Annotated in this window: 24 protein-coding genes; 11 read left to right on the top strand and 13 right to left on the bottom strand. The window is 63.5% G+C overall.

The window, feature by feature from the left end; translation table 11 throughout:
- Positions 1-221: 221 nt before the first annotated feature.
- The 4 genes from acnA (at position 222) to SMD31_RS08895 (ending at position 4724) form a co-directional block, all read left to right on the top strand.
- Positions 222-2945 (top strand): aconitate hydratase AcnA, encoded by a 2724-nt coding sequence (gene acnA / locus SMD31_RS08910; protein ID WP_320500462.1) that lies wholly within the window; start codon positions 222-224, stop codon positions 2943-2945.
- Between the two features lie 188 nt (positions 2946-3133).
- Entirely contained in the window at positions 3134-3565 is a 432-nt protein-coding gene (locus SMD31_RS08905) for a universal stress protein (RefSeq protein WP_320500461.1), read from the top strand.
- Positions 3566-3654: 89 nt separating this feature from the next.
- The gene (locus SMD31_RS08900; protein ID WP_320500460.1) at positions 3655-4284 is read left to right on the top strand and encodes a GNAT family N-acetyltransferase; all 630 of its coding nucleotides are present in this window, start codon (positions 3655-3657) and stop codon (positions 4282-4284) included.
- 14 nt (positions 4285-4298) lie between these two features.
- On the top strand, positions 4299-4724 hold the full coding sequence (locus SMD31_RS08895; RefSeq protein WP_320500459.1) for a thioesterase family protein: 426 nt from the start codon (positions 4299-4301) through the stop codon (positions 4722-4724).
- Between the two features lie 58 nt (positions 4725-4782).
- Here the strand turns inward: SMD31_RS08895 and SMD31_RS08890 are convergent, their stop codons facing one another.
- The 3 genes from SMD31_RS08890 to SMD31_RS08880 form a co-directional block, all read right to left on the bottom strand.
- Positions 4783-5793 (bottom strand): sensor histidine kinase, encoded by a 1011-nt coding sequence (locus SMD31_RS08890; RefSeq protein WP_320500458.1) that lies wholly within the window; start codon positions 5791-5793, stop codon positions 4783-4785.
- 174 nt (positions 5794-5967) lie between these two features.
- Complete coding sequence (locus SMD31_RS08885) at positions 5968-7476, bottom strand: YifB family Mg chelatase-like AAA ATPase (protein ID WP_320500457.1); 1509 nt, start codon at positions 7474-7476, stop codon at positions 5968-5970.
- A 90-nt stretch (positions 7477-7566) separates the two neighbouring features.
- Positions 7567-8154, bottom strand: a complete 588-nt coding sequence (locus tag SMD31_RS08880; protein WP_320500456.1) for an SIS domain-containing protein — start codon at positions 8152-8154, stop codon at positions 7567-7569.
- A 278-nt stretch (positions 8155-8432) separates the two neighbouring features.
- Between SMD31_RS08880 and SMD31_RS08875 the strand changes: the two genes are divergently transcribed.
- The 5 genes from SMD31_RS08875 to SMD31_RS08855 all read left to right on the top strand — a co-directional run bounded on the left by SMD31_RS08875 (position 8433) and on the right by SMD31_RS08855 (position 13129).
- Entirely contained in the window at positions 8433-11087 is a 2655-nt protein-coding gene (locus SMD31_RS08875) for an ATP-binding protein (protein WP_320500455.1), read from the top strand.
- Positions 11088-11169: 82 nt separating this feature from the next.
- A complete protein-coding gene (locus tag SMD31_RS08870; RefSeq protein ID WP_320500454.1) occupies positions 11170-11721 on the top strand; it encodes a GNAT family N-acetyltransferase in 552 nt (183 codons plus the stop codon).
- Position 11722: 1 nt separating this feature from the next.
- Complete coding sequence (locus SMD31_RS08865; protein ID WP_320500453.1) at positions 11723-11950, top strand: DUF1127 domain-containing protein; 228 nt, start codon at positions 11723-11725, stop codon at positions 11948-11950.
- 123 nt (positions 11951-12073) lie between these two features.
- The gene (locus SMD31_RS08860) at positions 12074-12346 is read left to right on the top strand and encodes a DUF4242 domain-containing protein (protein ID WP_320500452.1); all 273 of its coding nucleotides are present in this window, start codon (positions 12074-12076) and stop codon (positions 12344-12346) included.
- Between the two features lie 114 nt (positions 12347-12460).
- The gene (locus SMD31_RS08855; RefSeq protein WP_320500451.1) at positions 12461-13129 is read left to right on the top strand and encodes a type II CAAX endopeptidase family protein; all 669 of its coding nucleotides are present in this window, start codon (positions 12461-12463) and stop codon (positions 13127-13129) included.
- Here the strand turns inward: SMD31_RS08855 and SMD31_RS08850 are convergent.
- The 3 genes from SMD31_RS08850 to SMD31_RS08840 are packed head-to-tail and all read right to left on the bottom strand — an operon-like array spanning position 13126 to position 15360.
- Complete coding sequence (locus tag SMD31_RS08850) at positions 13126-13827, bottom strand: pseudouridine synthase (RefSeq protein ID WP_320500450.1); 702 nt, start codon at positions 13825-13827, stop codon at positions 13126-13128. The two genes, SMD31_RS08855 and SMD31_RS08850, sit on opposite strands and share 4 nt — an antisense overlap.
- Positions 13824-14885: a class I SAM-dependent methyltransferase gene (locus SMD31_RS08845; RefSeq protein WP_320500449.1), complete on the bottom strand. Its 1062-nt coding sequence runs from the start codon at positions 14883-14885 to the stop codon at positions 13824-13826. The genes SMD31_RS08850 and SMD31_RS08845 overlap by 4 nt, the downstream gene beginning before the upstream one ends.
- Before the next feature lie 49 nt (positions 14886-14934).
- The gene (locus SMD31_RS08840) at positions 14935-15360 is read right to left on the bottom strand and encodes a GFA family protein (protein WP_320500448.1); all 426 of its coding nucleotides are present in this window, start codon (positions 15358-15360) and stop codon (positions 14935-14937) included.
- Positions 15361-15683: 323 nt separating this feature from the next.
- Here SMD31_RS08840 and SMD31_RS08835 point away from each other — a divergent pair, with 323 nt between their 5' ends.
- Complete coding sequence (locus tag SMD31_RS08835; RefSeq protein WP_320500447.1) at positions 15684-15827, top strand: hypothetical protein; 144 nt, start codon at positions 15684-15686, stop codon at positions 15825-15827.
- On the opposite strand, the gene SMD31_RS08830 is transcribed toward SMD31_RS08835, so the two are convergent.
- Positions 15828-16643, bottom strand: coding sequence for an AraC family transcriptional regulator (locus tag SMD31_RS08830; protein WP_320500446.1), 816 nt, complete (start codon positions 16641-16643; stop codon positions 15828-15830).
- A gap of 687 nt (positions 16644-17330) precedes the next feature.
- Here SMD31_RS08830 and SMD31_RS08825 point away from each other — a divergent pair.
- Complete coding sequence (locus SMD31_RS08825; RefSeq protein ID WP_320500445.1) at positions 17331-17777, top strand: hypothetical protein; 447 nt, start codon at positions 17331-17333, stop codon at positions 17775-17777.
- Positions 17778-17902: 125 nt separating this feature from the next.
- Here the strand turns inward: SMD31_RS08825 and SMD31_RS08820 are convergent, their stop codons facing one another.
- From SMD31_RS08820 to SMD31_RS08795, 6 genes are all read right to left on the bottom strand, one after another.
- Positions 17903-18703 (bottom strand): exodeoxyribonuclease III, encoded by an 801-nt coding sequence (locus tag SMD31_RS08820; RefSeq protein WP_320500444.1) that lies wholly within the window; start codon positions 18701-18703, stop codon positions 17903-17905.
- A gap of 448 nt (positions 18704-19151) precedes the next feature.
- On the bottom strand, positions 19152-19970 hold the full coding sequence (locus SMD31_RS08815; protein WP_320500443.1) for a gamma-glutamyl-gamma-aminobutyrate hydrolase family protein: 819 nt from the start codon (positions 19968-19970) through the stop codon (positions 19152-19154).
- A gap of 191 nt (positions 19971-20161) precedes the next feature.
- On the bottom strand, positions 20162-20455 hold the full coding sequence (rpmB, locus tag SMD31_RS08810) for a 50S ribosomal protein L28 (RefSeq protein ID WP_320500442.1): 294 nt from the start codon (positions 20453-20455) through the stop codon (positions 20162-20164).
- Between the two features lie 201 nt (positions 20456-20656).
- The gene (locus tag SMD31_RS08805; RefSeq protein WP_320500441.1) at positions 20657-22666 is read right to left on the bottom strand and encodes a methyl-accepting chemotaxis protein; all 2010 of its coding nucleotides are present in this window, start codon (positions 22664-22666) and stop codon (positions 20657-20659) included.
- Positions 22667-22887: 221 nt separating this feature from the next.
- Positions 22888-23883, bottom strand: a complete 996-nt coding sequence (gene meaB, locus SMD31_RS08800) for a methylmalonyl Co-A mutase-associated GTPase MeaB (RefSeq protein ID WP_320500440.1) — start codon at positions 23881-23883, stop codon at positions 22888-22890.
- Entirely contained in the window at positions 23880-25760 is a 1881-nt protein-coding gene (locus SMD31_RS08795) for an ABCB family ABC transporter ATP-binding protein/permease (protein WP_320500439.1), read from the bottom strand. Before SMD31_RS08795 ends, meaB begins: the two co-directional genes overlap by 4 nt.
- Between the last annotated feature and the right edge of the window lie 174 nt (positions 25761-25934).

Below are 25934 nucleotides of genomic sequence, written 5' to 3'. Positions count from 1 at the left end.
CTGGTAATACTTCCTTATGGTAAATTGCCCTATCATCGACTCGCATGGGTTTGGCGCCGGGTCTGGCTGCCGGCACGTGCCCGGGGATAATACTAGGTTCATTTTCCTGCTAGCCTGGGCGGTCGGCCCATTTGCCAGCCGCCATTTGCAGTCCGTTCGCGCAACGCGCTGCGCCAGGGAGTGGGGTTGCTGATATTGCGCCGCAAACTGGGAGTGGTTCCGTGCCTCAATTGAACAGCTTGAAAACCCGCAAGACATTGAAGGTCGGGGCGAAATCCTACGACTATTTCAGCCTGAAGGCGGCCGAGAAGACGCTGGGCGATCTTTCCCGCCTGCCCAATTCGATGAAGGTCCTTCTTGAAAACCTGCTGCGCTACGAAGACGGCAGCAGCGTCACGGTGAAGGACGTCCAGGCCGTCAAGAAGTGGCTGAAGGACAAGCGCTCCGACCGCGAGATCGCCTATCGCCCGGCGCGTGTCCTGATGCAGGATTTCACCGGCGTTCCCGCCGTCGTCGATTTGGCGGCCATGCGCGATGCGATGAAGGCCTTAGGCGGCGACCCGAAGAAGATCAACCCGTTGTCGCCGGTCGATCTCGTCATCGACCATTCGGTGATGGTCGATTTCTTTGCCGGGCCCGGCGCCTTCAAGAAGAATGTCGATCTGGAATACGAGCGCAATGGCGAACGTTATGAGTTCCTGCGCTGGGGCTCGACCGCCTTTGACAATTTCCGCGTCGTGCCGCCGGGAACCGGCATCTGCCACCAGGTCAATACCGAGAACCTCGCCCAGGTCGTCTGGACGATGAAGGAACCGACCGCCACGGTGAAGGGCAAGAAGACCGGCGGCAAGACCATCGCCTATCCCGATACGCTGGTCGGCACCGACAGCCACACCACCATGGTCAATGGCCTGGCCGTCCTTGGCTGGGGTGTCGGTGGCATCGAAGCCGAAGCGGCCATGCTGGGCCAGCCGATTTCGATGGTCATTCCGGAAGTCATCGGCTTCAAGCTGACCGGCAAGCTCAAGGAAGGTACGACGGCGACCGACCTCGTCCTCACCGTGACGCAGATGCTGCGCAAGAAGGGTGTGGTCAACAAGTTCGTCGAATTTTATGGCCCCGGCCTCGACGATCTGGCGCTGCCGGACCGCGCCACCATCGCCAACATGGCGCCGGAATATGGTGCCACCTGCGGTTTCTTCCCCGTCGATGCCGAAACCATCCGTTATCTGAAGTCGACGGGCCGCAAGGCCGATCGCATTGCGCTGGTGGAAAAATACGCCAAGGCGCAAGGCATGTGGCGCGACAAGAAGACGGCCGACCCGGTCTTCACCGACACCTTGAGCCTCGATATCTCGACGGTGGAACCGAGCCTTGCCGGACCGAAGCGCCCGCAGGACCGCGTGCCGCTCAACACCGCTGCAGAGAGCTTCAAGAAGAATCTGGTCGAGGTCTTCGGCCGCAAGGGCAATGAAAGTGCCGTCTCGGTGAAGGGTGCCGATTGGGAGCTGGAAGACGGCGCCGTCGTCATCGCCGCCATCACCTCCTGCACCAACACCTCGAACCCGTCGGTGATGCTGGGCGCCGGTCTCGTCGCCAAGAAGGCGGTCGAACTGGGCCTGACCGTGAAGCCCTGGGTGAAGACCAGCCTGGCACCAGGCTCGCAGGTGGTCACCGACTATCTGAAGAATGCCGGCCTCAACAAGTTCCTCGATAAGCTGGGGTTCAACCTGGTGGGCTATGGCTGCACCACCTGCATCGGCAATTCCGGCCCCTTGCCGGAACCGATCGCCGATGCGGTCACCAAGGGTGACCTGGTGGCGGCCGCCGTGCTCTCCGGCAACCGCAATTTCGAAGGCCGCGTCAATCCGCATTGCAAGGCGAACTATCTCGCCTCGCCGATGCTCTGCGTGGTCTACGCATTGGCCGGCAGCATGAAGATCGACATCACCAAGGATCCGATCGGCTATGGCAAGAAGGGCAAGCCCGTCTATCTCAAGGATATCTGGCCGACCACCAAGGAAGTCGCTGACACGGTCGCCAAATCCGTGAAGCTCAGCGATTTCAAGAAGCGCTATGCCGACGTTTTCAAGGGCGACACCAATTGGCGCAAGGTGAAGGCGCCCAAGGGCCTCACCTATACCTGGCCCACGACATCGACCTATGTCGCCAACCCACCCTACTTCCAGGGCATGAAGAAGGAGGCCGGCACCATCAGCGATATCCGCGGTGCGCGTCCCTTGGCGATCCTGGGTGACTCGATCACGACCGATCACATCAGCCCGGCGGGCTCGATCAAGAAGGATGGGCCAGCCGGTCAATATCTCATCGCCAATGGCGTGGCACCGGCCGATTTCAACTCCTATGGCGCGCGTCGCGGCCATCATGAAGTGATGATGCGCGGCACCTTCGCCAATATCCGGCTGAAGAACGAGATGGCACCCGGCACCGAAGGCGGTGTCACCCGCTTCATGCCGTCCGGCGAAGGGATGTCGATCTATGACGCCGCCATGAAGTACCAGAAGGCGAAGACCCCGCTGGTCGTCGTGGGCGGCAAGGAATACGGCACCGGCTCGTCGCGCGACTGGGCGGCCAAGGGCACGCTGCTGCTCGGCATCAAGGCCGTGCTGGTCGAAAGCTTCGAGCGCATCCACCGTTCGAACCTGGTCGGCATGGGCGTGTTGCCGCTGATGTTCAAGGGCGACATGACCCGCAAGAGCCTCGGTCTCGACGGTTCCGAAATCTTCGACATCACCGGCCTCGCCGGTCCTGGCAAGAACGGCAACATCAAGCCGCGCATGGACGTGCCGGTAAAGATCACGCGGTCGAACGGCAAGGTGGAGGAGATCATCGTCACCTGCCGCATCGACACCGCGGAGGAGGTCGAATACTACCGCCACGGCGGCGTCCTCCCTTACGTGCTGCGGAACCTCGCCGGCGTGTAAGCCCGCCGGCGCGATTTGAAACGTTAACAAAAGTGGCCGTGGGGCTTGATCGTCCCGCGGCCGCTTTCTTTTGCTCCCTTTTCGACATTCTATCTTTTGATCTTGGTCAAGCAACCAAGGTTCCGACGGGTGCATTATCCCTGTCGCGACGGGCCAAAGTCCCGAACAGGCAACAAAGGAAACGCATCATGGCGATCAAAAGAATTCTGTGTGCGGTTGACGGGTCGAAGATCACCGGGCATGTCGCGGATTGCGCGGTGGAGTTGGCCGAGGCGACGGAGGCGAAGCTCACTTTCCTCACCGTCAATGTCGTGCCGACCCGGGCGCGCCGCACGCATTACTGGGATGCCGAGACGATGAATGCGGCAGCGGCCCAGGCCAGCAAGCAGCTGGCCGCCGCCGTGAAATGCGCCAAGGCCAGGAAGTTCGACAACTATGATTGCGTCGTGGCGAATGGCAGCGCGGTCGCCGATGCCATCGTCTCCTACGCGGCCAAGAACAAGGCCGACCACATCGTGATGGGCACCAACACCACCAACGAATTGGCACGCCTGTTCTTAGGCTCAGTCGCGACCGCGGTCGTCAGCCATGCCTCGGCACCCGTTACGATCGTGAAGTGAGGCGTCCTGCCGGCACCCCCCGGACTTGATGCCGGGGGCGTTTCGGGTCTAGTGATGGCGCGTCGCCAACAGCAACGCGCCATCCATCCATGACCCATCCGCCCCTGCCGCTCGGCTATTCGACACTGGCCCCCGGCCACATTGCCAATGTCGTGACCTGCCTGGAAATGAAGAAGGCCCCGCCGCCGCGCCCTGTGCGACCGGCTGACGCGGCGTTCGTCCTGGCGCCGTGGCGAAGCCCCGGTGTCGCCGATTTCCGCGCTCTCTTCCGCCGCGTGGGCCAGGACTGGCTGTGGCATTCGCGCCTCCACATGGCCGATGAAAAACTGCGCGCCATTCTCGACAGCCAGAATGTCGATCTCTATCGCCTGATGCTGGATGACAAGGTGCTGGGCCTGCTGGAGCTCGATTTCCGCGAAGCGCGGCAATGCGAGATGTCCTTCTTCGGCCTGGTCCCGGAAGCGATCGGCACGGGGGCCGGGCGCTATCTGGTCGACCGCGGCATCCATCTCGCCTGGAACCGGCGTGCGGGCCAAATGCCGATCGAGCGCCTCTGGGTTCATACCTGCACCTTCGATCACCCCAATGCGCTGGGCTTCTATCAAAAGGCCGGCTTCGTGCCATATGCCTTCATGGTCGAGGTGCAGGACGACCCGCGCCTCACCGGCCATCTACCGCGCGAGGCGGCGCCGCATATCCCGCTCGTGGATCCGAAATAGCGGAGGGCTGCCCGATGAAAGACACGCTAAAGGTCGGCGCCACACATCGCTTCAGCTTCACCGTGACCGATGCCAAAACCGTGCCGCAGCTCTATCCGGAATCACCGGATTTTTGCGCCATGCCGGCTGTCTTTGCCACGGGCTTCATGGTGGGCCTGATGGAATGGGCCTGCGTCGACGCGATGAAACCTCATCTCGACGATGGTGAGGGCAGCCTCGGCGTCGGCATCAATGTCAATCATGTGGCAGCGACACCGCCGGGCATGATGGTCACCGTCTATGTGACCTGCATCAAGCTTGATGGAAGGCGCGTGAGTTTCCATGTGCGCGCCGAGGACGAGGTCGAGCTCATCGGCGAAGGCACCCATGACCGCGCCATCGTCCGCTGGGACCGCTTCACGCCGAAGATCAAGGAAAAGGCTGCCAAGATCCGGCGTTGAAACTCACGCGCTTTAGCAAGGTCGTCTGCATGCCGCCGGGCCGAGGCTCGCTAACTTCTTATCTGGTGACGGAGATGATCGTGCCTGGTGAGCCGTCGGTCACGGTCATCTCGGCCCGCAATTGCCTGGACAGGGCTTCGACAATGCCTGTGCCCAGACCAGGCTTGTTGGCCGCTGCGCCGGTCGGCATGCCGACCCCGTTATCGGCAACAGACAAGGTCCAGCCGTCTCCCTTTGAACGGTAGTCGACGCTGATCTTCCCATTGCGATTGTTTGGAAAGGCGTGCTTCAGCGCATTGATGACAAGTTCGGTCAGAATGAGGCCGAGGCTTACGGAGGTTTCGGCGCGGGTACTGCTGTCATCCACCGTCACGTCAATCGACAGCTGCGCCGGATCCCGAATCATGGACGCGCCCAGGCTCTGACAGAGCTGGAGGAAATAGGGTCGCAGCGACACGTCGCCAAGACGAGAGGCGGCGAGCTGCTGCTGAACAGCGGCGATCGACAAGACCCGGTGTTGTGCATCCTGCAGATAGCCCCGCACTTCTTCCGACTGGACCTTCCGCGCACTCTGCATCAGCACGCTGGCGATGATCTGCAGGCTGTTGGCAACGCGGTGCTGGACTTCCTGCAGCAGAATGCCTTTTTCGCGCAGCAGATCGTCTTTCAATGCCTCCGCGGCGCGCGCCTCGGTGACGTCGTTCACCGCCAGCAGAAGGCGAACATTGTCGGCGTCGCCATACTCCAGTTTATGCGCGTTCAGCACCAGGCGGCGGGTATTGCCATCTGCACGGATCAAGTCCATTTCGTAATCGTCGATCTCGGCGAATCCAGAAGCCGTCGCGTTCAACAGCGATGACAGCTGCGGCAGGTCCCATTCGCCGCCACCCAGGTCGGAAAACCTGGTGCCGGTCGTCAGGGCCGGATCGATCCGGAAGGTGGTGCAGAAAGACCTGCTGACGGCGATCACGATCAGATTGCCGTCCATAAAAACAAGGGGCGCTTTCGAGGCCGCGATGACGGCCAAAGTGCTTGCCGCTTCAAGATGTACAGGCGCCGCTATGGTCATGGGTGCCCCTCGGGGACCGAGGCTCGCGCAATGGGAGCCGTAGCCGGGCCTCACAGCGACAACTAAGATTGTCGCAGAAAGATAGTGTAGCACCCATCCGGGGCGCGCGTTGGCTTATTATCGGGCGTAAATCACCCGTCTTTTCGCCTGGGGCGCTTCATACACGCATACCTGCTATCGGCTTGGCGCCAGCCGCCGGTAGCCGAGGGCCTCGGCGATATGGATGGCGCGGACGTCCTTGGCGTCGGCGAGGTCGGCCAGTGTGCGTGCCACGCGCAGCACGCGGTGATAGCCGCGGGCCGAGAGGCGGAACTTCTCGACCGCTTGGGTGAGCAGGCGGCGCCCTTCTGCATCGGGGGCGGCGAGGATTTCCAATATCTCGCCATCGGCCTCGGCATTGCTGCGCAAGTTATGGGCGGCGTAGCGCTCAATCTGCCGCGCACGGGCGGCGGCGACGCGGGCGGCCACCTCGGCACTGCCTTCGGCCGGTGGGGGCAGGGATAGATCGGCGGCGGAAACCGCCGGCACGTCGACATGGAGATCGATGCGGTCGAAGATCGGCCCGGAAATGCGCGACTGGTAATCCAGTGCGCATTTGGGGGCCTTGCCGCAACCCAGGGCCGGGTCGCCGAGATGCCCGCAGCGGCAGGGGTTCATCGCCGCCACGACCTGCACCCTTGCTGGATAGGTCACATGGGCATTGGCACGCGCGATCGAGACGCGGCCCGTCTCCATCGGCTGGCGCAGGGCTTCCAAGGTCGCGCGCTGAAATTCCGGCAACTCGTCGAGGAAGAGGACGCCGAGATGGGCGAGGCTGATCTCCCCCGGCCGCGCGCGAAGGCCACCGCCGACCAGGGCCGGCAGGCTTGCCGAATGATGCGGGTCGCGAAACGGACGGCGGCGCAGCAACCTTCCTTCGGCAAGATTGCCGGCAAGGCTATGGATCATGGTGACTTCCAACGCTTCCGCCGGGGAAAGCGGCGGCAGCAGGCCGGGCAGGCGTTGCGCCAGCATCGACTTCCCCGATCCCGGCGGGCCGATCATCAGCAGGTTATGGCCGCCGGCGGCGGCGATCTCCAAGGCACGCTTGGCACTCTCCTGGCCCTTGATGTCCTTGAGGTCCAGGGTCGAGCCGGCATCCTCCGCCATCTTCGGCTCGGGCGCCCGCAGCACCTGCTGGCCTTTGAGATGATGCATGAGCGCGAGGAGATTGCCTGGCGCCACGACATTGATCTCGCCCGCCCAGGCCGCCTCGCCACCCTGTGCCTCGGGACAGATGAGGCCGAGATCGCTCGAGGCGGCATGGAGTGCCGCCGGCAGCACGCCCGCCACTGCGGCGACCGATCCATCCAGCCCCAGCTCGCCCAGCACGACGAATGCATCGAGCGAGGAGGCCTCAATGACGCCCATGGCGGCCAGCAGCCCCAAGGCGATGGGAAGGTCGAAATGCGATCCCTCTTTCAAGAGGTCAGCGGGGGCCAGGTTCACCGTGATGCGCTTAGGGGGAAGCGCGAGGCCAATGGCGGTCAACGCCGCCCGCACCCGCTCCCGGCTCTCTCCCACCGCCTTGTCCGGGAGGCCCACCAGCGTAAAGGCCGGCATGCCGCCCGAAATCTGCACCTGCGCATCAATGGGCCGCACATCGACGCCTTCGAAAGCTACCGTGCGAACGCGCGCGACCATGGGTGCTGCCTGGAGTTGCTGGGGTAAACCGTGAACAATTATGCCGCGCACTATGCCAAGGCGTTGCAACTTTGGCAAGTTATCCGCTTTTCAGGGTGTCTTGGTGGCCTGGCCCAGCGCGCCGCCGGGATGGCGTTTGCCGAAATCTGCAGCGGTGTAACCGCGTTGCTCCATGGCGGCGAGGGCCAGGGCGTCGCCGATGGCCGACATGACGGCGGTGCTGGCGGTGGCGGTGAGGCCGAGGGGGCAGGCCTCCTCGATGCGGCCCATCTCGATGACGAGGTCGGCCGCTTGGCCAAGCGGAGATTGCTTGGATGCGGTCACGGCGAGGACGCGGCCAACGCCAAGCTGCCGCGCGTGGGAGACCGCGCCAACCACTTCAGAAGATGTACCGCTCACGGAAAAGGCGATGAGCAGGTCGCCCGCGCCGAGGCTGCCGAGGTCGCCATGGGCCGCCTCCGCCGCATGCAGGAAGAAGGCGGGTGTGCCGGTGGCATTCAGGATCGCGGCATATTTAAGCGCCACCTGCCCCGCCTTGCCGATGCCGGTGACGACCACCTTGCCGCGGCAGGCGACGAGCCAGGAGACGGCCTCGACGAAGCTGTCCGTGACATCAATGCCCATGATGGCGGCGGCCTCGGCGCGCAGAACGTCCTGGATGCGGTCTTTGATCTTCACCGTGATGTGTCCTTGTGTTATCGCCAGATATGCGGGCCGGAAATCTGCCGGTATTTTGGGCGGCCCACAACCTTGTGCAAGTTGCGCTGTTTCCTGTTTAAGGGGCGCAAAAAAGCATTTCATATGCGTCATTCCTCAACTTACGGTGAGTCCTGAAACTGGACTTGGCTTCGCTTGCGGGGTGTGAAATGCACGTGGTAACGCACCACCGCACACCCCAGTAGGGGCGCGGCAGCCGGGGCTTGGCACCTCGGCGCGGCACAGGGGAACAACGCATCATGAGCTTGCTCGAACGGGAATCGCATTTGAAATCGCTGGCGGGCTGGGCCTGCGAGGCGGCCGATGGCGAGGGCCGCGTCGTGCTGGTCACCGGCGAGGCCGGCATCGGCAAGACGTCGCTGCTGCGGCAGTTTACCAGCGATCAATCGGGCCATCTGTCCCTGTGCCAATCCGGCCACCTGTTCCGCATTCTGTGGGGCGGCTGCGAAGCCCTGTTCACACCGCATCCCCTGGCACCGCTTTACGACATCGCGCGCCAGATCGGCGGTGGCTTTGCGAGTGCCATCGATGCCGCCGACCGGCGCGAGATCGCCTTCAACCTGACCATCGAAGAATTGGACCGCAGCAGCCTGCCCACCATCCTTGTCTTCGAGGATGTGCATTGGGCCGATGAGGCGACGCTCGACCTCATCAAATTTCTCGGCCGGCGCCTCAATGCGCTGGGCGTGTTGCTGGTGGTGAGCTATCGCGATGACGAGGTGGGCCAGCGCCACCCCTTGCGCGCCGTCATCGGCGATCTGCCGCCGACCTTTCTGCGGCGCCTGGAACTGGCGCCCTTGAGTGCCGAGGCGGTCGCTTGGCTCGCGGCCTCGGTCGGCCGATCGCCTGCCGGCATCTACGCCACCACTTGCGGCAATCCGTTCTTCATCACCGAAGTGCTGGCGAGCCAAGACGACAAGGTGCCGGCGACGGTGCGCGATGCGGTCATGGCGCGGCTGGTGCGCCTGCCGCCAGCGGCGCGCAATGTCGCCGATGTGGCGTCGCTGGTCCCGGGCAAGGCCGAACGCTGGCTGATCGAGCGCACGGTCGGCGGCGATGCCGAGGCGATCGATGCCTGCCTTGCCGTCGGCATGGTGGCACAGGAAGACGGGGCGCTGGCCTTCCGCCACGAGCTGGCGCGCCGCGCGGTCGAGGAGAATGTGCCGATCCCGCGCCGGCGCGATCTCCATGCCTGCATCCTCCATGCCCTGCAGAATCATGCGCCGGGCGAGGTGGTGGCCGCGCGCCTGGTGCATCATGCCGACCGCGCGCAGGACAGTGCCGCGGTCTTGCGCCTTGCCCCCATCGCCGCTGCCCGTGCCGCAGCGCTCAGCGCCCATCGTGAGGCGTCGGCGCATTACGAGACAGCGCTGCGCTATGCCAGCGCCCTGCCGCCGGCCGAGAAGGCGGCGCTCTATGAAAGCTTCTCTTATGAATGCTATGTGACCGACCGCACGGAGGAGGCGATTGCCGCGCGCCAAGCCGCCTTGGCCTTGTGGCGCGAGGTCGGCGAACGCCTCAAGGAAGGCGACAATCTGCGTTGGCTGTCGCGCCTCTCCTGGTTCAACGGCCAGAATGCCGTGGCCGAGCAATATGCCAAGGAAACGATTGCGCTGCTTGAAACGCTGCCGCCGGGGCCGGAACTCGCCATGGCCTACAGCAATTGCGCGCAGCTCTACATGCTGTCGCATCGGACACAGCTGGCGCGCGATTGGGGTGCCAAGGCGATCGCACTGGCGACACGTTTCAACGAGACCGAAATCCTCAGCCACGCCTACAACAATGTCGGTGCCGCGCGCCTCACGGAAGGCGATAACGGCGGCTGGGAGGATCTGGAGCGCAGCCTGGGCCTGGCGCTGGCCGGCGGTTTTCGCGAGCAGGCGGCGCGCGCCTATACCAATCTGGCAACGCGCGCGGTCGACATGCATGATTTCCGCGCTGCCAAGCCTTATCTCGATGCCGGCATCGCCTTTTGCGACCAGCACGATCTGGGGTCCTGGGGCCGCTACATGACCACGGTGCGGGCACGCGCGGCACTCGACCGCGGCGCCTGGAGCGAGGCGCAGGCAGATGCCGAGGCCGTCATCCGCCACCCGCGCACGGCGCCGATCAGCCGCATCCCCGCCCTCTACGCCTTGGGCCTGGTGCGGGCGCGGCGCGGCGATCCGGGAGCCGACGCGCTGCTGGAGGAAGCCTATGCATTGGCCAAGCCCACCGGCGAGCTGCAGCGCATCGGCCTTGTGGTCGTGGCACTCGCTGAATCCGCCTGGCTGCAGGGCAGGCTTGAAGACCGCGCGACCGAGCTCGATGAAGCGGCAGTCCTCGCCAAGGCGCAGCCGGAAGGCTGGATAAATGCCGAGATCGCCTTCTGGCGCTACCGCCTCGATCCGACGCGGAACGAGGCGGATGGCTGTTCCGGCCCGACGGTCGAGGCCCTGGCCGGTCGTCCGGCGCAGGCGGCGACGCAATGGTGCGACAAGGGCTGTGCTTACCTGCGCGCCATGCATCTGGCCGACAGCCCGGACGAGAACGATCTGCGCGCCGCCCTCACGGTGGCGGAAGGACTGGGTGCCATGCCGCTCGCCGGGATCCTGCGGCGGCGGTTGCGCGCGGCGGGCGTGCGCAGCGTGGCGCGGGGTGTGCAGGAACGCCATCGCCACAATCCCCATGGCCTCACCACGCGGGAGCTCGGCGTCCTCGCGCAATTGACCGAGGGTCTGCGCAATGCCGACATCGCGCGCCGCCTGTTCGTGTCGGAAAAGACTATCGACCACCACGTCTCGTCGATTCTGGCCAAGCTCGGCGTGCGCTCGCGTGGCGAAGCGGCCGCCATGGCCAACCGTCTCGGTCTGGTCGAGCCGGAAGGCACTCTCGCGTTAGCCAAGAGCAAGTAGCCAAAAAATGGGTAGTCCTCCCGATGCCGGGATGGCCCCACCCTTCTAAGTACATGATATCCGCAACAATGCAGGAATCATCATGTCACAACCCCAATTGCAGCCGCGCCGTTCCGAGGCCGCTGCGGCACGCGATATCGTCCGGGCAACGACCACGACCGAACTCGACGACGCGCGCCATCTGATGCGCAACTTCGTCGCCTGGCACCGGCGGCGCCATGCGGCGGATATCGCCCTGGTCGATCGCTATTTCGACGAAGCCACCTTCGCACGTGAACTGGCGGAACTGCCGGGCGCCTTCGCGGCACCCCATGGCGCGCTGTTCATCGCCTATCACCGCGGCCGTCCGGCGGGCTGCATTGCCTTGCGCAATCTGGGTCTCGGGATTGCCGAAATGAAGCGGCTTTATGTCGATGATCCCTATCGCGGCCTGGGTCTGGGCCGGGCACTCGCCGAGCGCGTCCTCGCCGAGGCCAAGGCGATCGGTTATCACGCGATCCGCCTTGATACCAGCCGCCACCAGATCGAAGCCATCCGCCTCTACGAAAGCCTCGGCTTCAGCCGCATCCAGCCTTATCACCCGCTCGAGGCAGCACTCGATGCCTGGCTCTATTTCTTCGAGCGGGAGCTCTGAGATGTCGGAAACCTGCCTTTCCTGCGAGCCAACCGACAGCCTGTCGCGCACCGTGCCGCTGCCGCGTTCCGGGCGGTTGGCAAGCTTGGTGCTGCGTCTGCTGGACTGGCATGCGCGCCTGCAGCAACGCCGGCATCTAAGTGCCCTCAGCCCTCATATGCTCAAGGATGTCGGCCTGACGGCGGCCGACGTTCATGCCGAGATCGGCAAGCGGCCCTGGCAACCCTAGCGGCTGACCACGGCCGCGGAGGCGGGGAAAAATAGGGAGGACTCCCGATGATCGGGCATCGCTCCTTGCCTAGCCTGGGTTGTTGCCGGCGCCAACCGGCCCGCTCACGCACAGGAGAAGAACATGCCCCGCTATGTCGTCGAACGCGAATTCGCGGCCGGCCTCGTGGTGCCCATCAATGACGAAGGTGCCAAGGCCTGCTTGAAGGTGGTCGAAACCAACCTGACCGACGGCGTCACCTGGGTCCATTCCTATGTCAGCACGGATAAGAGGAAGTCCTACTGCGTCTATGACGGCCCCAATCCGGAAGCGATCCGCCGGGTGGCCGGCAAGACCAACCTGCCGGTCACCAACATCACGGAAGTGAGGGTGCTCGATCCCTATTTCTACAGCTAAGCGAGCCAGCCCCTGCCGCCCACCAAGTGTGACGGACATCACAGTCTGTCCCCGGCCCTGCTGGCATGCTGGTCATCGGGGTTGGAACACTGGATGCGGCCATCGGGGGGCAGCATGACGGATATCGACATATTGCTGCAGGGGCAGCGCCTCCGGACCGACCCGATTCCCCGGTCCCAGCGCCTGGCCTTCTGCTTCGTCCTGGCGATGCTCGCCATGCTGCCTGCCCAGCTCTACCGGCTCGGGCAGACCGAGGCGCTGCCCTGGCTGCTGGCCGATTACGCCGGCCGGATCGCCGCCATCGCGGTCATCCTCATCCTGCCCGCCGGGCGCTGGTGCCTGCGCCAGCGCGACGACCTCAAGGTCGGCACGCTGGAAGCCGTCCTCTGGATCGTCGGCATCGCGCTGCTGTTCCGGCTGGCCCCCATCGACAGCTATCTCTTTGCGGCCTTTCCCCAATTGCCGCTGGGCAATTACCCGGCGCCCAGGGGCGTGCTCTATGCCTTCGATATCACCTTGGGTTTGGCGCTGGTGGCGCTGCATGAGGAACTGGTCTTCCGCAAGCTCGGCGCCCAGGTCTTTGCCGCCCTTGGCTGGGGCACCTGGCGCACGGTCCTGGTCACCAGCCTGCTCTTTGGCCTCTATCACTGGTGGCGGGCACCGGCCGGCATGATCGCCGCTGGCCTCTACGGTGTCGTGGCGATGATGTGCTATCGCCGCACCGGCTCGCTGTGGCCGGTGGGTTTCGCGCATTACCTGGTGGATTACTTCGCCTTCGCCTAGGCGAGGATGACGCGGCCGATCTCTTCCGCCGTCAATTCGCGCCACTCGCCTTCCGGCAAATCGCCCAAAGTGAGCAAACCGATCTGCGCGCGATGCAGCGCCTCGACATGATTGCCGGTGGCGGCGAACATGCGACGCACCTGGTGATAGCGCCCTTCATGCAGCGTCAGGCGCGCGGTCTTTTCGCCCGTGACCTCGAGCTCGGCCGGCAGCAGCGGCTTCGTTTCCGATTCCAACATCATCGTGCCGGCGGCAAAGAGGTCTTTCTCATGGCCCTCAAGCGGCCTTGCCAACGTCACCTCATAGACCTTCGGCACATTCGATTTGGGCGAGATCACGCGGTGCAGGAAGGCGCCGTCGGCGGTGAAGAGCAGCAGGCCGGATGTGTCGCGGTCCAGCCGGCCGATGGGCGAGACGGGCGGTTTGCGGAATCGCCAGCGCATGGGGAGGATGTCATAGACGATACGACCCGGATCCTTGGTCGAGCAGGTAACACCCAGCGGCTTATGCATCATGACGACGGCGCTGGCATCGGGGTCCAGCCTTTCGCCGTCGAAGCGCAGCGCACCATGGGCGATATCCGCATCCTCGTCGATCTCATGGCCGGCTTCATCGGTGAAGCGGCCGTTGCGGATCATCGCCGCCACTTCCTTGCGGCTGCCGTAACCCAGATTGGCTAAGTGCTTCACCAGTTTCATCGCGTGCTCACGGCCCTGATGTTGATTGCCTCGATAATCTTATAGCCGTCCGCGGTGGCGATGATGCGGTGGCGCGCCACATGGGCGGCAAAGGTCGCCTCATAGGGGAGATGCTGGTTGGCAACGATGAACATGCGCCCGCCGGGCTTCAGTGCCTTGGCGCCGGCAATGATGAAGGCCTGGCCCAGATCGACCCGGTCGGCGCGGCCGGTGTGGAAGGGCGGGTTGCTGACGATGAAATCATAACCGCCGCGCAAGCCATCCGTCACATCCTGCCACAAGAAGTCGAGCTTCACGCCGCCACCCAGGGGCGTCAGGTTCTCGCAGGCAAGGTCCAATGCCAGGCGCTCCGCTTCATAGCAATCGAGCGCGCGCACGGCCGGGCATCGCGCCATGATCTCCGCCCCCAGATAGCCGAAGCCGCAGCCAAGATCGGCGCCGCTACCGGCGAGGTCGTCCGGCAGATGTTTGGCAAGCAAGGCGGAACCCGCATCGATCCGGTCCCAGGCGAAAAGGCCGGGCCGGGTCAGGAATCGATCATCGCTCTCGAGCTTCCGCGGACTACCCAGCGCCAGCCATTCCTGCAGCAGGGCGCGGTCGATGCGTTCGGGATCGAGCGTCACCCAGAAGACGCGGCTTTTGTTCTTGAACAGCGACACGACATCGCCGGCGAGCTTGGCAAAATCAGCTTCGACCGTGCGGGCGCCCTCGGTATTGGTTGCTGCCGCCACGATGGTGCCGCCGGGATGGGTCAGCGTCACCGCCTGCGCCAGCAGAAAGCGCGCCTCGTCGCGCTGGCGCGGCGGCAAGGCCAGGGTGAGTTGAAACGATCCGGTCGGACCGGCCGAATCCCGCTCCAGCACCATATCCGCCGCCGACAGATCCCGCGCGAAGGGTTGAAAAGTCTGGTGGCACAGGAAGCGCTGCCGCGGCACATCGGGCCGCATCAAGGCCTGGCCCATGCGCGCCCGCAGGAACAGGATCTGCCCAGCAGCCGGAAAGGCCAGCGCGCGCGTCGCAAAGGGCAGCAGCAGCGTATCGAGGGCGGGGTCGAGCATACCGCATGCTTTAGCGGAAAAAGCGCCGCCTTGTCGCCCCAAAAGCGGCCTATTTCGGCGGTGTCGGGTCGTAGCCTTCGAAGGCTTGCGACTGGGGAACGCCATCGTTGATGCGATAATAGTCGCCCTTGTCGGCGACGTAGATATGGCGCTCGAGTTTCAGCCCGGTCGGGCTGTCGAGTGAGCCGGCAGTGATGCTGGTATAAGGCAGGTCCTTCCCCTCCCAGAACAGGTTCGCGCCGCACAACTTGCAGAAGCCGCGCCGTGCCGTGTCGGAAGAGGTGAACCAGGTGATGTTGTCGCCGCCCTCGATGGTCAGTGTCTCGCGCATGGCGGCCGTTGCCATCATGTAGCTGCCGGTGGCGCGGCGGCATTGCGAGCAATGACAGGCGATGACGGGGCGCAAGCCACCATCGACGCGGTAGCGCACCGCGCCGCACAGGCATTGACCTTGATGGATTTCCGTCTGGCTCATGATCGCCCCCGTTTCTTTTCCGCCTCTATGCTGGCCGCGTAGCCGAGACGATCTGTTCCGCCCGCGACACCCTCTTGCCAGCAGGATCCAGCACCGATAAACTCATAGCCATGACGCAGAACCTCACCCTCGCCGCTGCCGCCCCGCTCGGGCAGCGATTTTGGTACCGCTGGTATAAACCGGCGGCCTGAGGGTATTTCACGACCTTCGCATCTGAAACCAGGCCGCCTTCCTCCAGGCGGCCTTTGTATTTCCATGGCACATGGGATGATCTGAGGGCAGATTGAGGGAAGGCGGTCTCACTTAAAAAGGAGACCCGCACCATGACCAGCTTCGATTTCGACGTCATCAGCGATGCGCCGACGCCACGCGTCATAAAACCTGCCGACCTGCCCAAGACGGAAACACCGCCGGCAAAGGACGTGCGCTTGCCGCAAGAACACCTGCCACGCAGCGATGCTGCCTGATCAATCGGCATCCTTCAGCGAGGCGCCATCCTTCAAATAGGCGCCGGGTGTCTTGCCCATGATCTTGCGGAACATGGCGATGAAGGTGCTGGGATTGGCGAAGCCCAGATCCAACGCCACGTTCTTCACGGCGCGGCCATTCTGCAGCAGGGTAAGGCTTTTGAGGACACGCATCTGTTCGCGCCAGCGATGAAAGGTCAGCCCCGTCTCCTGCATGAACAGGCGTTCGATCGTGCGATCGGAGGCATTTACGTCATCGGCCCATTGCTTGAGGCTGCGTCGGTCGCCGGGATCGGCCGTGAGGGCGGCGCAGATGGGCTTCAGGCGCCGGTCGGCCGGCATCGGAATGTGCAACTCGCTGGGCGGCATGGCGCGGATCTGGTCGAGCAGCACGGCGGCAATATGCGCGTTGGGCGTGCCCAGGGCGTAATCCTTCGGGTCCGGCGCCTTGTTGGCAATGACCGATGCCAGGATGAGTTCGCGCAGCAGCGATGAGACGCCGAGCGAGCATGGCCATGTCGGCAAATTCTTGCACGCCGTGGGCTCGACAAAGAGCGTCCGCATCCGTGCCGCCTGGGTGATATGGATTTCATGCTCGATGCCGCCCGGCATCCAAACGCTGCAATTGGGTGGCGCCACCCAATGCCTTTGCGCCGTCTCGACCGACATTACGCCTGAAATGCAATAGATCAGCTGCGCCTTGCGATGGACATGCCGCTCGATATGCCACCCCGTGGGATAATCGATCGGCACCACCAGCACGGGTACCGGCACGGAATCGACGTCGAACCACTGCGCGTCGATTGCCTCGCGCACGCTGAGTGGAAATTTCTGCGGGCCTGACGCGATTTTCCGCGCCGTTCGCTTCCGAGGTGACGGGGATCTGCTGCGCGGCATGCTGAAGGATCCCGTTCGGCCTCTCATCCGCTGTGATGAAGAACAGCTGCCAAGCTGTCGGCGCGATGTCGGCATCGCATCCTAAAAAAACGTCGCCGAAAGCGGCAGACGAGAAGATATTTATCGATAAGTCATTTTAATCGCAAGGGTTGTGTTTGCTTCAGGAGGAATCTTTTGTCGATGACGATGACCAGGCCATCTCCTGCGCATGTCGGTCCAGCGATCTGGATCACGCTCATTCTCTCGGGCCGTCGCCACGCTGGCCTTCATGGCGGCCCGCACGCTCATGGCGGCTGCCGACGTCTCACGGATCACCAAGTGCCGGGTGCTACGACAAGCCTTGGCGGTCGTCTCATCTTGGCGACCATGCTGCTCCATGTATGGCATGACCATGCGATCAATAGCAGCGGCGCCAGGCAAAACTAATCATGCAAACGTGCAAGAAGCGTCTGCGCTTAACCAAAAGCGACACGTGTCGTGATTCAGGTAGCTATTGGCGGGAAAGATTCATCGGTGCCACTTTAGTTATTCCCCACCCCATACCATGCTGTGCCTGGCAGGAAGGATCACCTGCGAAGACATCCTGAAAACTGGGGGGACTAGTTCATGGGCGTACAACTCCGGCAGAACCCGAAAAGCCTGCAGATGAAAGGCGTCATCGCGACGATGGCGCCGGACAAGCAGCCGCCCGCCCCGCGCATGGTCAAGCGCGCCAACGCGACGGCCATCGCCAGCCCGGCGGCGACGCTTGCCGCCTTGGCCGATATCTATGGACGGATCGCGGATATGTTGTTGGAGCGCATCCACGACGACCTGCGTCATGCCCAGGCATTGGGCCAGCATCTCGACTGGGTCGCCGCCCGCGCGCAAATGGTCGCCAGCTTCCACCAGGCGGGTGATTGCGCGATGACCTATATCTGCGCGTCGCCCGATGCCTATGCGCGCCTGGTGCCGCTGGTGGAACTGACGGCGCAGCAACTGACCAAGCGCAAAAATCTCGCGCTGGCGCTCTATCTCATCGAGCGTATCGACGAAGAACTGCGCCTGGTCTGACGGATCGACCCGTGACCCGACGCTGACACGCATTACCCTCGACCCTAACACCCTCGAACCCTGTGACGCTTCTATGGGGATGACCTTCGGGCCATCCCCTTTTTCTTGGCGCCGGCCGAACGATCTCAATCGATATCGACGATGACGGCGACATGGTCGCTGGGCTGGGTCCAGCCACGCATGTCTTTGAGGATGGTGGCGTGACGCACGCGCTTCGAGATGGCCGGTGTCACCCAGACATGGTCCAGCCGCCGGCCGCGATCGTTCCTGGTCCAATCGGCCGAGCGATAGCTCCACCATGAAAAGAGCTTGGTGGGCGCCGGCGTGATCTGGCGGACGGCGTCGACCCATTTGCCGGCCTTTTGCACGGCCGTCAGTTTCTCGACCTCGATCGGCGTGTGGCTGACCACCGAGAGCAGCTGCTTATGCGACCACACGTCATCCTCGAGCGGCGCAATGTTGAGGTCGCCCACCATGATCGCCTTGCCCTTGGCCGAGGCACCCGCCTTGGCGCCGGCGGCGAAATGCGCGGTGAGCTCGTCGAGGAATTGGAGCTTGTGCGCGAACTTCACATTCTCCTCCGGGTCGGGAATATCGCCGCCGGCGGGGATGTAGAAATTGTGCAGCTCGACATCGCCATCCAGCACGACATGGGCATGTCGCGCATCGCCTTTGAGGCACCAATCCTTGGGATCCATCACGGTGAACGGAATCTTCGACAGAATGGCGACGCCGTTATAGCCCTTCATGCCGTGGAAGCGGATGTAAGGGTAGCCCAGCGCCTTCACCGCCTCGAGCGGGAACAGACCATCCTCGACCTTGATTTCTTGCAGACAGATGACATCGCAGCCTTCCTGTTGCACGAGGCGCCGCAGCAAATCGATGCGCAAACGCAATGAGTTGATGTTCCAGGTGGCGATGCGCATCGGTCATCCATTCTTCATGTCGCGACGATGATGTTGGAATCGCATGACGAATCGATCCGCGTCCAGCAAGGGCACGCTGATAATTGAACGGCTGCACAAGTTGAGATGGAGAGGGCAGAAAATAAGAACGCCCGGTCAGGGGAGGACCGGGCGTTCGACACTCCGTATTATCGGAGTCCGGTTACGGTGGGGGAGACCGCTTCCGGTGCTGGCGACGATCATTGCAACCATCGCCATTTGCATATGACTTAGATGATCCTGATACACCCGAATTCAAGGGGCGCGATTCCAAAAGAATGCACATCTCCCATGCAGCGCTGCATGCCTCGGAAGTGTTTGGAATCGCCACGCGAATCCGCTGCTCACGCAAATATGATCAACAATTCGCAAGAGCGTTCCTGCGGCGGAAGTAAAAATTCCTGCGCCAAAATCTGCGCAAGCGCGGATTTCAGGCGGCGGCGCCGGCTTTTGCCTTACCGCTGCGGCGCTCTGCCGCATAGGCGCGCACAGCCTCGCCAAAGGCGCGGAACAGCTTCATTGAATCCGGATTCTCCGTGCAGCGATATTCCGGATGCCACTGCACGCCCAAGGCAAAGCGCTTGCCCGCCACGCGCACGGCTTCGATGACGCCATCGGGCGCGCGGCCCTCGACGACAAGGCCCTGGCCCAGCTTGTTGATGCCCTGCCAGTGCACCGAATTCACGGTGATCTCGTCGGCGCCGAAGACGCCGGCAAAGACGCTGCCCTTCTCCAGCAACAATTGATGCGCTGGCTTGTAGATCTCGTCATAGGAACCGTCGGCACCACGATGATCCAGCTTGCCCGGCAATTCATGAATCCGCGTATGCAGCGTGCCACCAAGTGCGACGTTGAGTTCCTGGAAGCCGCGGCAGATGCAGATGACCGGAATGTCCCGCTTCAAGGCGGCGCGCAGGAGCGGCAGGGTGACCGCATCGCGGCCGGGATCCTGCGGGCTGTCGTCGCGGTCCGGATCGCCATTGTAATGCTCGACGGCGACATTGCTGGGGCTGCCGGTGAAGAGCAGGCCGTCGACATGATCGAGCAGGGCGTCGACGGGCAAGGCGGCCCCAAGTGCCGGATAGGACAGCGGATAGACGCCGGAGCCGTCGATAAGGGCGGTCAGGTATTTCTCGCCCACCGTATGATAGTTCTGCCCGTCGATGAACTTCACGCACATCGGCACGGCGACCACCGGGGCGTCGTGGCCAAGGGTCTGCTGCAGGCGATAGGGACCGGGCTTGCTCATGATCGAACTCGTGTCTAGGTGGCGGTGCTGTCCAGGAATCTAACCACGCCCCGGACCCGCCACAACCCGCGCCAAGCGCGGGGCTAGCCCCGATTTCGCGCAGGTGTTTAGGCGCAGGCTAAACGGCCAAAACAAAAGGCCCGCACCTTGGGGTGCGGGCCTTGTTGCGTCGTCCGGAAGGACGAAAAGTCTTAGGCAGCGGCCTTGGCGGCAGCCTTCTCGATGCGGCGCTTCAGGCGCTTCGCTTCGTCCGGCAGATTCTTGTCCGCGGTCTTGGCAAGGAAGCTGTCGAGGCCGCCATTGTGCTCGATCGAGCGCAGGGCGTGGGTGGTCAGCTTCAGGCGGACTTGGAGGCCCAGCGTGTCCGAGAGCAGCTTGGTTTCCTGCAGGTTCGGCAGGAAGCGACGCTTCGTCTTGTTGTTGGCGTGGCTCACATTGTTGCCGGTCAGCACGCCCTTGCCAGTGATATCGCAACGCCGGGACATGGCGAGAATCCTTCTAATCCAAACACTTATCTAAAAGAAAGGGGCCGGAAACATCAGCTTCCGGCCAGCTCGGGGCGGTTTTTACGTGGCAAACCCCGGAACGTCAAGGCGATTCCGGTGCCAGCCTGCCCTGTGGGCCCACCTCTTTCGGGCCTTCGCCCGCCCTGCGGGCCCGGCGAATTTTCCATACATAATGACATCTTATGCGTGAAGTTTGGTGGCGTCGCGGCCGGCCGTGGTGATCAGCTGGCCAAGGAACTGCTCGACCACCGATTTCAGCGTCCCGGCCTGGCCGTTGACCGACCCGGCCACCTCCAGCACATGGCCGGAGCGCTCGCCCGTCGTCTCGGCGGCGGCCTTCACCTCGGAGATGACCTCGGCCACCTCCTGGGTCTTGGCGCTGGCCTCGGTGACATTGCGCACGATCTCCTGGGTGGCGGCCGATTGCTGGGTCACGGCGGCAAAGATGGCGCCGGTCGAGGCGTTCATGCCGTGGATGACCTCGGTGATCTCGGAAATGGCGTCGGCGGCTTCCTGGGCCGTCTGCTGCACGCCGGAGATCTGTGCCTCGATTTCGGCCGTGGCGTCGGTCGTCTGGTTGGCGAGGCTCTTCACCTCGGTCGCCACCACGGCAAAGCCGCGGCCGGCTTCACCGGCGCGTGCGGCTTCGATGGTGGCGTTCAAGGCCAGCAGATTGGTCTTGCCGGCAATGTCGCGGATGAGGCCCAGCACGCCCGCAACCCGGCCGGCCACTTCGGTGAGGCCGTTGACGATGCGCCCGATGTCGGAGGCGCGTGCCACGGCGGTTTCGGCGGTTTGCGTCGCGGTCTCGGCCTGACGCCCGATCTCGGAAATCGAGGCCGACATTTCGGTGATGGCGCCGGCGATGGATTGGGCATTGCCGGCCGCGGTGGCGGCCAGGCGCGAGACTTCTTCCGATTGCGCGCCCGAGGTCTGGGCGGCGGCCCGCATCACTTCCGATTCCTGCCTGAGATCGCCGGCGCTGCCCATCATCGAGCCCACGGCATTGACGAAGGCGCGGTCGAAATCGCTGCACAGGGTCTGGATATCGCGGATCTGTGCGACGCGGTGTTCGGCTTCAGCCTTGGCGGCATTTTCCAGTTCCAGACGCTTGCCGATGCCCTCGCGGAAGGTCTCGACAGCACGCGCCATGCGCCCCAACTCGTCGCCGCGCGAGAGCAGCGGCACGGTGAGGTCGGTGCGGTCCTGCGCCAGTTCGTCCATGATGCCGGCCAGTTCCACCACCGGCCGCGTCACATTGCGGCGGATGAACCAGACCGTGCCGAAAATGGCCAGGGCAAACAGCACGGCCGTCACGGCAAAGGTCACGATGCGGTCGGTGACGAAGGTGCCGACGCGCGCCTCGAGCAGTTCGGCAAGCGCCGCGTCATTGGCATCGCCGAAGGCAATAATCGCCTCCCGCGCCGTCTTCTCCGCAGCGTTCACGGCGGCGATGTCGAGCTTAGCCTTGCCACCGGCCAGGTCGCTTTGCATGTAGGACGCGGTGAAGGCAGTGAGCGCCGCGTTCATCGCCTCATAGCTCTGGCCTAAGCGGTCCGGCAGGATGTCGACCTTGCCATAGAGATTGTCCTTGCTGCCGCCATAGGCGGAATCCATCGACCCCGTGGCGCCGGCCACGACGGTGTTGAACCCGCCATCGAGCTTCAGCAGTTCGGCGACGTCAGTGATGGTGTAGCCGCCTGCCGCCGCCGTTTCATGGCTGCGAATGTAGCCTGCCACCTCGGTCACGCGGTCCATGAGGTCCGGCACTTTGAGGAGGACCAGATCCATCACGTAATAGGAATCGAGATCGGGATCGAGGATCAGGTTCGACTTGTCGCCGACGCGCGTGATGAGGGCCCGGATCGCCGCGGCAGCCGCTGCCGGGTCGGCACCGTTAACGGCCGTCACCGCTTCTTTGGCAAGGTCCGCCGATTGCATGCCCGCGCCATATCCGGCTTCGGCCTGGTCGATGGTGGCGGCAATGCCGGCTTTGTCACCGCCCGCCAACAATGTGCCATGGGCCTTGCGCAGCAGGCCCAGATAGGTGTTGCCCTGGTCTTCCTTGTTGCCGAAATCGATCGCAATTTGCTGCGACTCATAGAGTTTGTAGATCGTGAAGCCGACCGGCAGCGCAAAGAGCGCGATGGCCATCGCCAGCTTGGCCGCGATCCCGAACGATTTCGTCATGTCGTCACCTACTTGCCACGTCCCCGAGGAACCGTCTTGATCTGCCCGCCCGGTGGGAAAATCCACCGCCGCGATTTCGCACAGATGTATGACAGTCCCGGCACTTTAGGAACGAGGGCGTAACCGATTAGTTAATTTCGCGGCAAATGTGACCAAACACCCAGCGGAATGTGCGATGCGCAGGTGAAGCGCCTGGGAAAACCGTCACATCGACGGCTTTTTTATCCCCGCTGGAGGAACCCGGCCAGCAATTGCCGCGCAGCGGTGCCGGGGGCGATCTTGGCCGACCCGACCTTTGTTTCCAATGCGCCCAATTGCTGGGCGACATGGGGGTCGGCCTTCAAGGCCTCGATCAGGCTGTCGGAAAGTTCATGCCACAGCCAGGCCTTGGCCTGGTCGCGGCGCTGGGCATCAAAGGCGCCGCTCTGCCTGAGGGTCGCTGCGAAGGCCTGCACCCGCGCCCAGATCGCGTCGATGCCGGTATTCTTGAGCGCCGAGCAGCGCAGCACCTCGGCTCGCCACCCCTGATGGCGCGGCTGCATCAGGCCCAGCGCATTGGCGACATCGGCAGCCGATCGTGCAGCGGCGGCGGCAAGATCGCCGTCATCCTTGTTGATGACCAGGATGTCAGCCAGTTCCATGATCCCGCGCTTGATGCCCTGCAGGTCGTCGCCGCTGCCTGGCAGCAGCAGAAGCAGGAACAAATCGACCATCTCAGCGACCGCCGTCTCGGACTGACCGACACCGACCGTCTCCACGATGATGAGGTCGAACCCGGCCGCCTCGCAGACCAGCAAGGCTTCCCGCGTGCGCCGCGCGACGCCACCCAGGGTCAAGCCGGCGGGGGAGGGACGGATGAAGGCCGCGTCCGCCCGCGACAGTTCTTCCATGCGCGTCTTGTCGCCCAGGATCGACCCGCCGGAGAGGCGCGAGGAGGGATCGACGGCAAGGACCGCCAGGCGTTTTCCCTGCGCGATCGCATACTGGCCGAAAGCTTCGATGAAGGTCGATTTGCCGACGCCCGGCGGACCGGAAATGCCGATGCGCAGGGACTTGCCGCTCTTGGGCAGCAGTTCCTCGATCAAGGCCTCCGCCTGGCGGCGATGGTCGGCGCGCGTCGATTCAATCAGCGTGATCGCGCGCGCCAAGGCGCGGCGGTCGCCGGCCGTTACCTGGGCGGCATGCTCTTTGATGGTGGAATCGGCGACAGCGTTCATGCCGGCACTTTACTGCCGGAACCTCCGCTCATCAATTCAGCCCCCATCAATTCCTTCCTGGCCGCCTCCTGCTGGCGGCGCCACATGGCGGCGTATTGGCCCTGGGCGGCGAGCAGGTCTTCATGGCGTCCGCGCTCGGCGATGCGGCCGTCATCAAGTACAATGATCTCGTCAGCATCGATGATGGTGGAGAGGCGGTGGGCGATCACCAGCGTGGTGTGATCGCGCGACACTTCAGCCAGATTGTCCTGGATCTCGCGCTCGGTATGGGAATCGAGCGCCGAGGTGGCTTCGTCAAAGAGCAGGATCGGCGGGTCTTTGAGGATCGTGCGCGCAATGGCGACGCGTTGCTTCTCGCCGCCAGAGAGCTTCAGGCCGCGCTCGCCGACCTTGGTTTCATATTTGTCGGGCAGGCCCAACACGAAGTCATGGATATGCGCCAGTTCCGCCGCGCGCTCGACTTCAGCCGTCGTTGCGTTGGGCCGGCCATAGGCGATGTTATAGGCGACCGTGTCGTTGAACAGCACCGTGTCCTGCGGCACGATGCCGATCGCATCGCGCAAGGATTTCTGCGTCACGTCGCGGATGTCCTGCCCGTCGATCAGGATGCGGCCGCTATCCACGTCATAGAAGCGGAACAGCAGGCGCGAGAGGGTCGATTTGCCGGCACCCGACGGCCCCACGATGGCGAGCTTATGCCCCGCCGGCACGGTGAAGCTGACGCCTTTCAGAATCGGGCGGCGCGGGTCGTAGCCGAACTCGACATTCTCGAAGGTGACGGCGCCGCTTGCCACAACGAGCGGCTTTGCCTCGGCCTTGTCGGCGATCTCGATATCGACGCGCAGCAGCGCAAACATCGATTCCATGTCGATGAGCGATTGGCGGATTTCGCGATAGACGAAGCCGAGGAAGTTCAAGGGCAGGTAAAGCTGGATGAGATAGGCATTGACCAGCACGAAATCGCCGACCGTCATGGTCCCTTGCGCGGTGCCGCGCGCGGCCATGCCCATCATCAGCACCAGGCCGGCGGCGATGATGAAGGCCTGGCCGACATTGAGGAGGGCGAGCGACGTGCGGCTTTTGACGGCCGCCTTTTCATAGGCCTGGAGTGCTACGTCATAGCGCCGCGCTTCGTGTTCCTCATTGCCGAAATACTTGACCGTCTCATAGTTCAGCAGCGAATCCACCGCCTTGGTATTGGCGGATTGGTCGCTCTCATTCATGTCGCGGCGGAACTGGATGCGCCATTCGGTGACCGAAAGCGAATACCAGATATAGACCAGGATGGTGACGAAGGTGACGGCGGCATAGGTCCAGTCATAGAGCGTCCACAAGATGACGCAGACCATGCCGATTTCGATGAGGGTCGGCAGCACGTTGAACAGGATGAAGAACAACAGGAACTCGATGCCCTTGGCGCCGCGCTCGATGGCGCGGTTGAGGCCGCCGGTCTGCCGCTCCAGGTGAAACTTCAAGGACAGGGCATGAAGGTGCCGGAAGGTCGACAGTGCCACGGCGCGGATCGAGCGCTGGGCGACCTTGGCAAAGATGCCGTCGCGGAATTCGGCAAAGGCCTGGCTGATGACGCGGGCGACGCCATAGGCCAGCAGCAGGCCGATCGAGATGCCGATGATGCTGGCCGTCGTGCCGACCGGGTGGCCCAGCGCATCGACCATGTGCTTGAAGAGGATCGGCACATAGACATTGGCCACCTTGGCGATGACGAGGCACAGCACCGACAGCACCACGCGGCCGCGCAGATCCCATTGCCCCTTGGGCCATAGATGCGGCAGCAGCGCCTGCAGCGCGTGCAATTGGGAGTGCGGGTTGGTGTCGCCGGCCGATTTCGACTGGGGCGAAGATTGGGGGGCGGCCATGGGATGCGGCACTTCCTTGGGCGAATATTCGTTGGGTGAGCAATATAGGGTCCGGCGGTGCCGGGCAAAGGGCCAGGAATGCGGGGGTGGCATGCGCCAGGGCTGCCAACGCGCAATTTCTCGTATCTTTTCATTGTCATGCCCGGTGCGGGGCCATCCTTACGTCGTCATCCC

It is taken from the genome of Dongia rigui, assembly GCF_034044635.1.
In the GTDB taxonomy this organism is placed as follows: domain Bacteria; phylum Pseudomonadota; class Alphaproteobacteria; order Dongiales; family Dongiaceae; genus Dongia; species Dongia rigui.
This window is presented reverse-complemented; position numbering and strand designations above follow the sequence as displayed.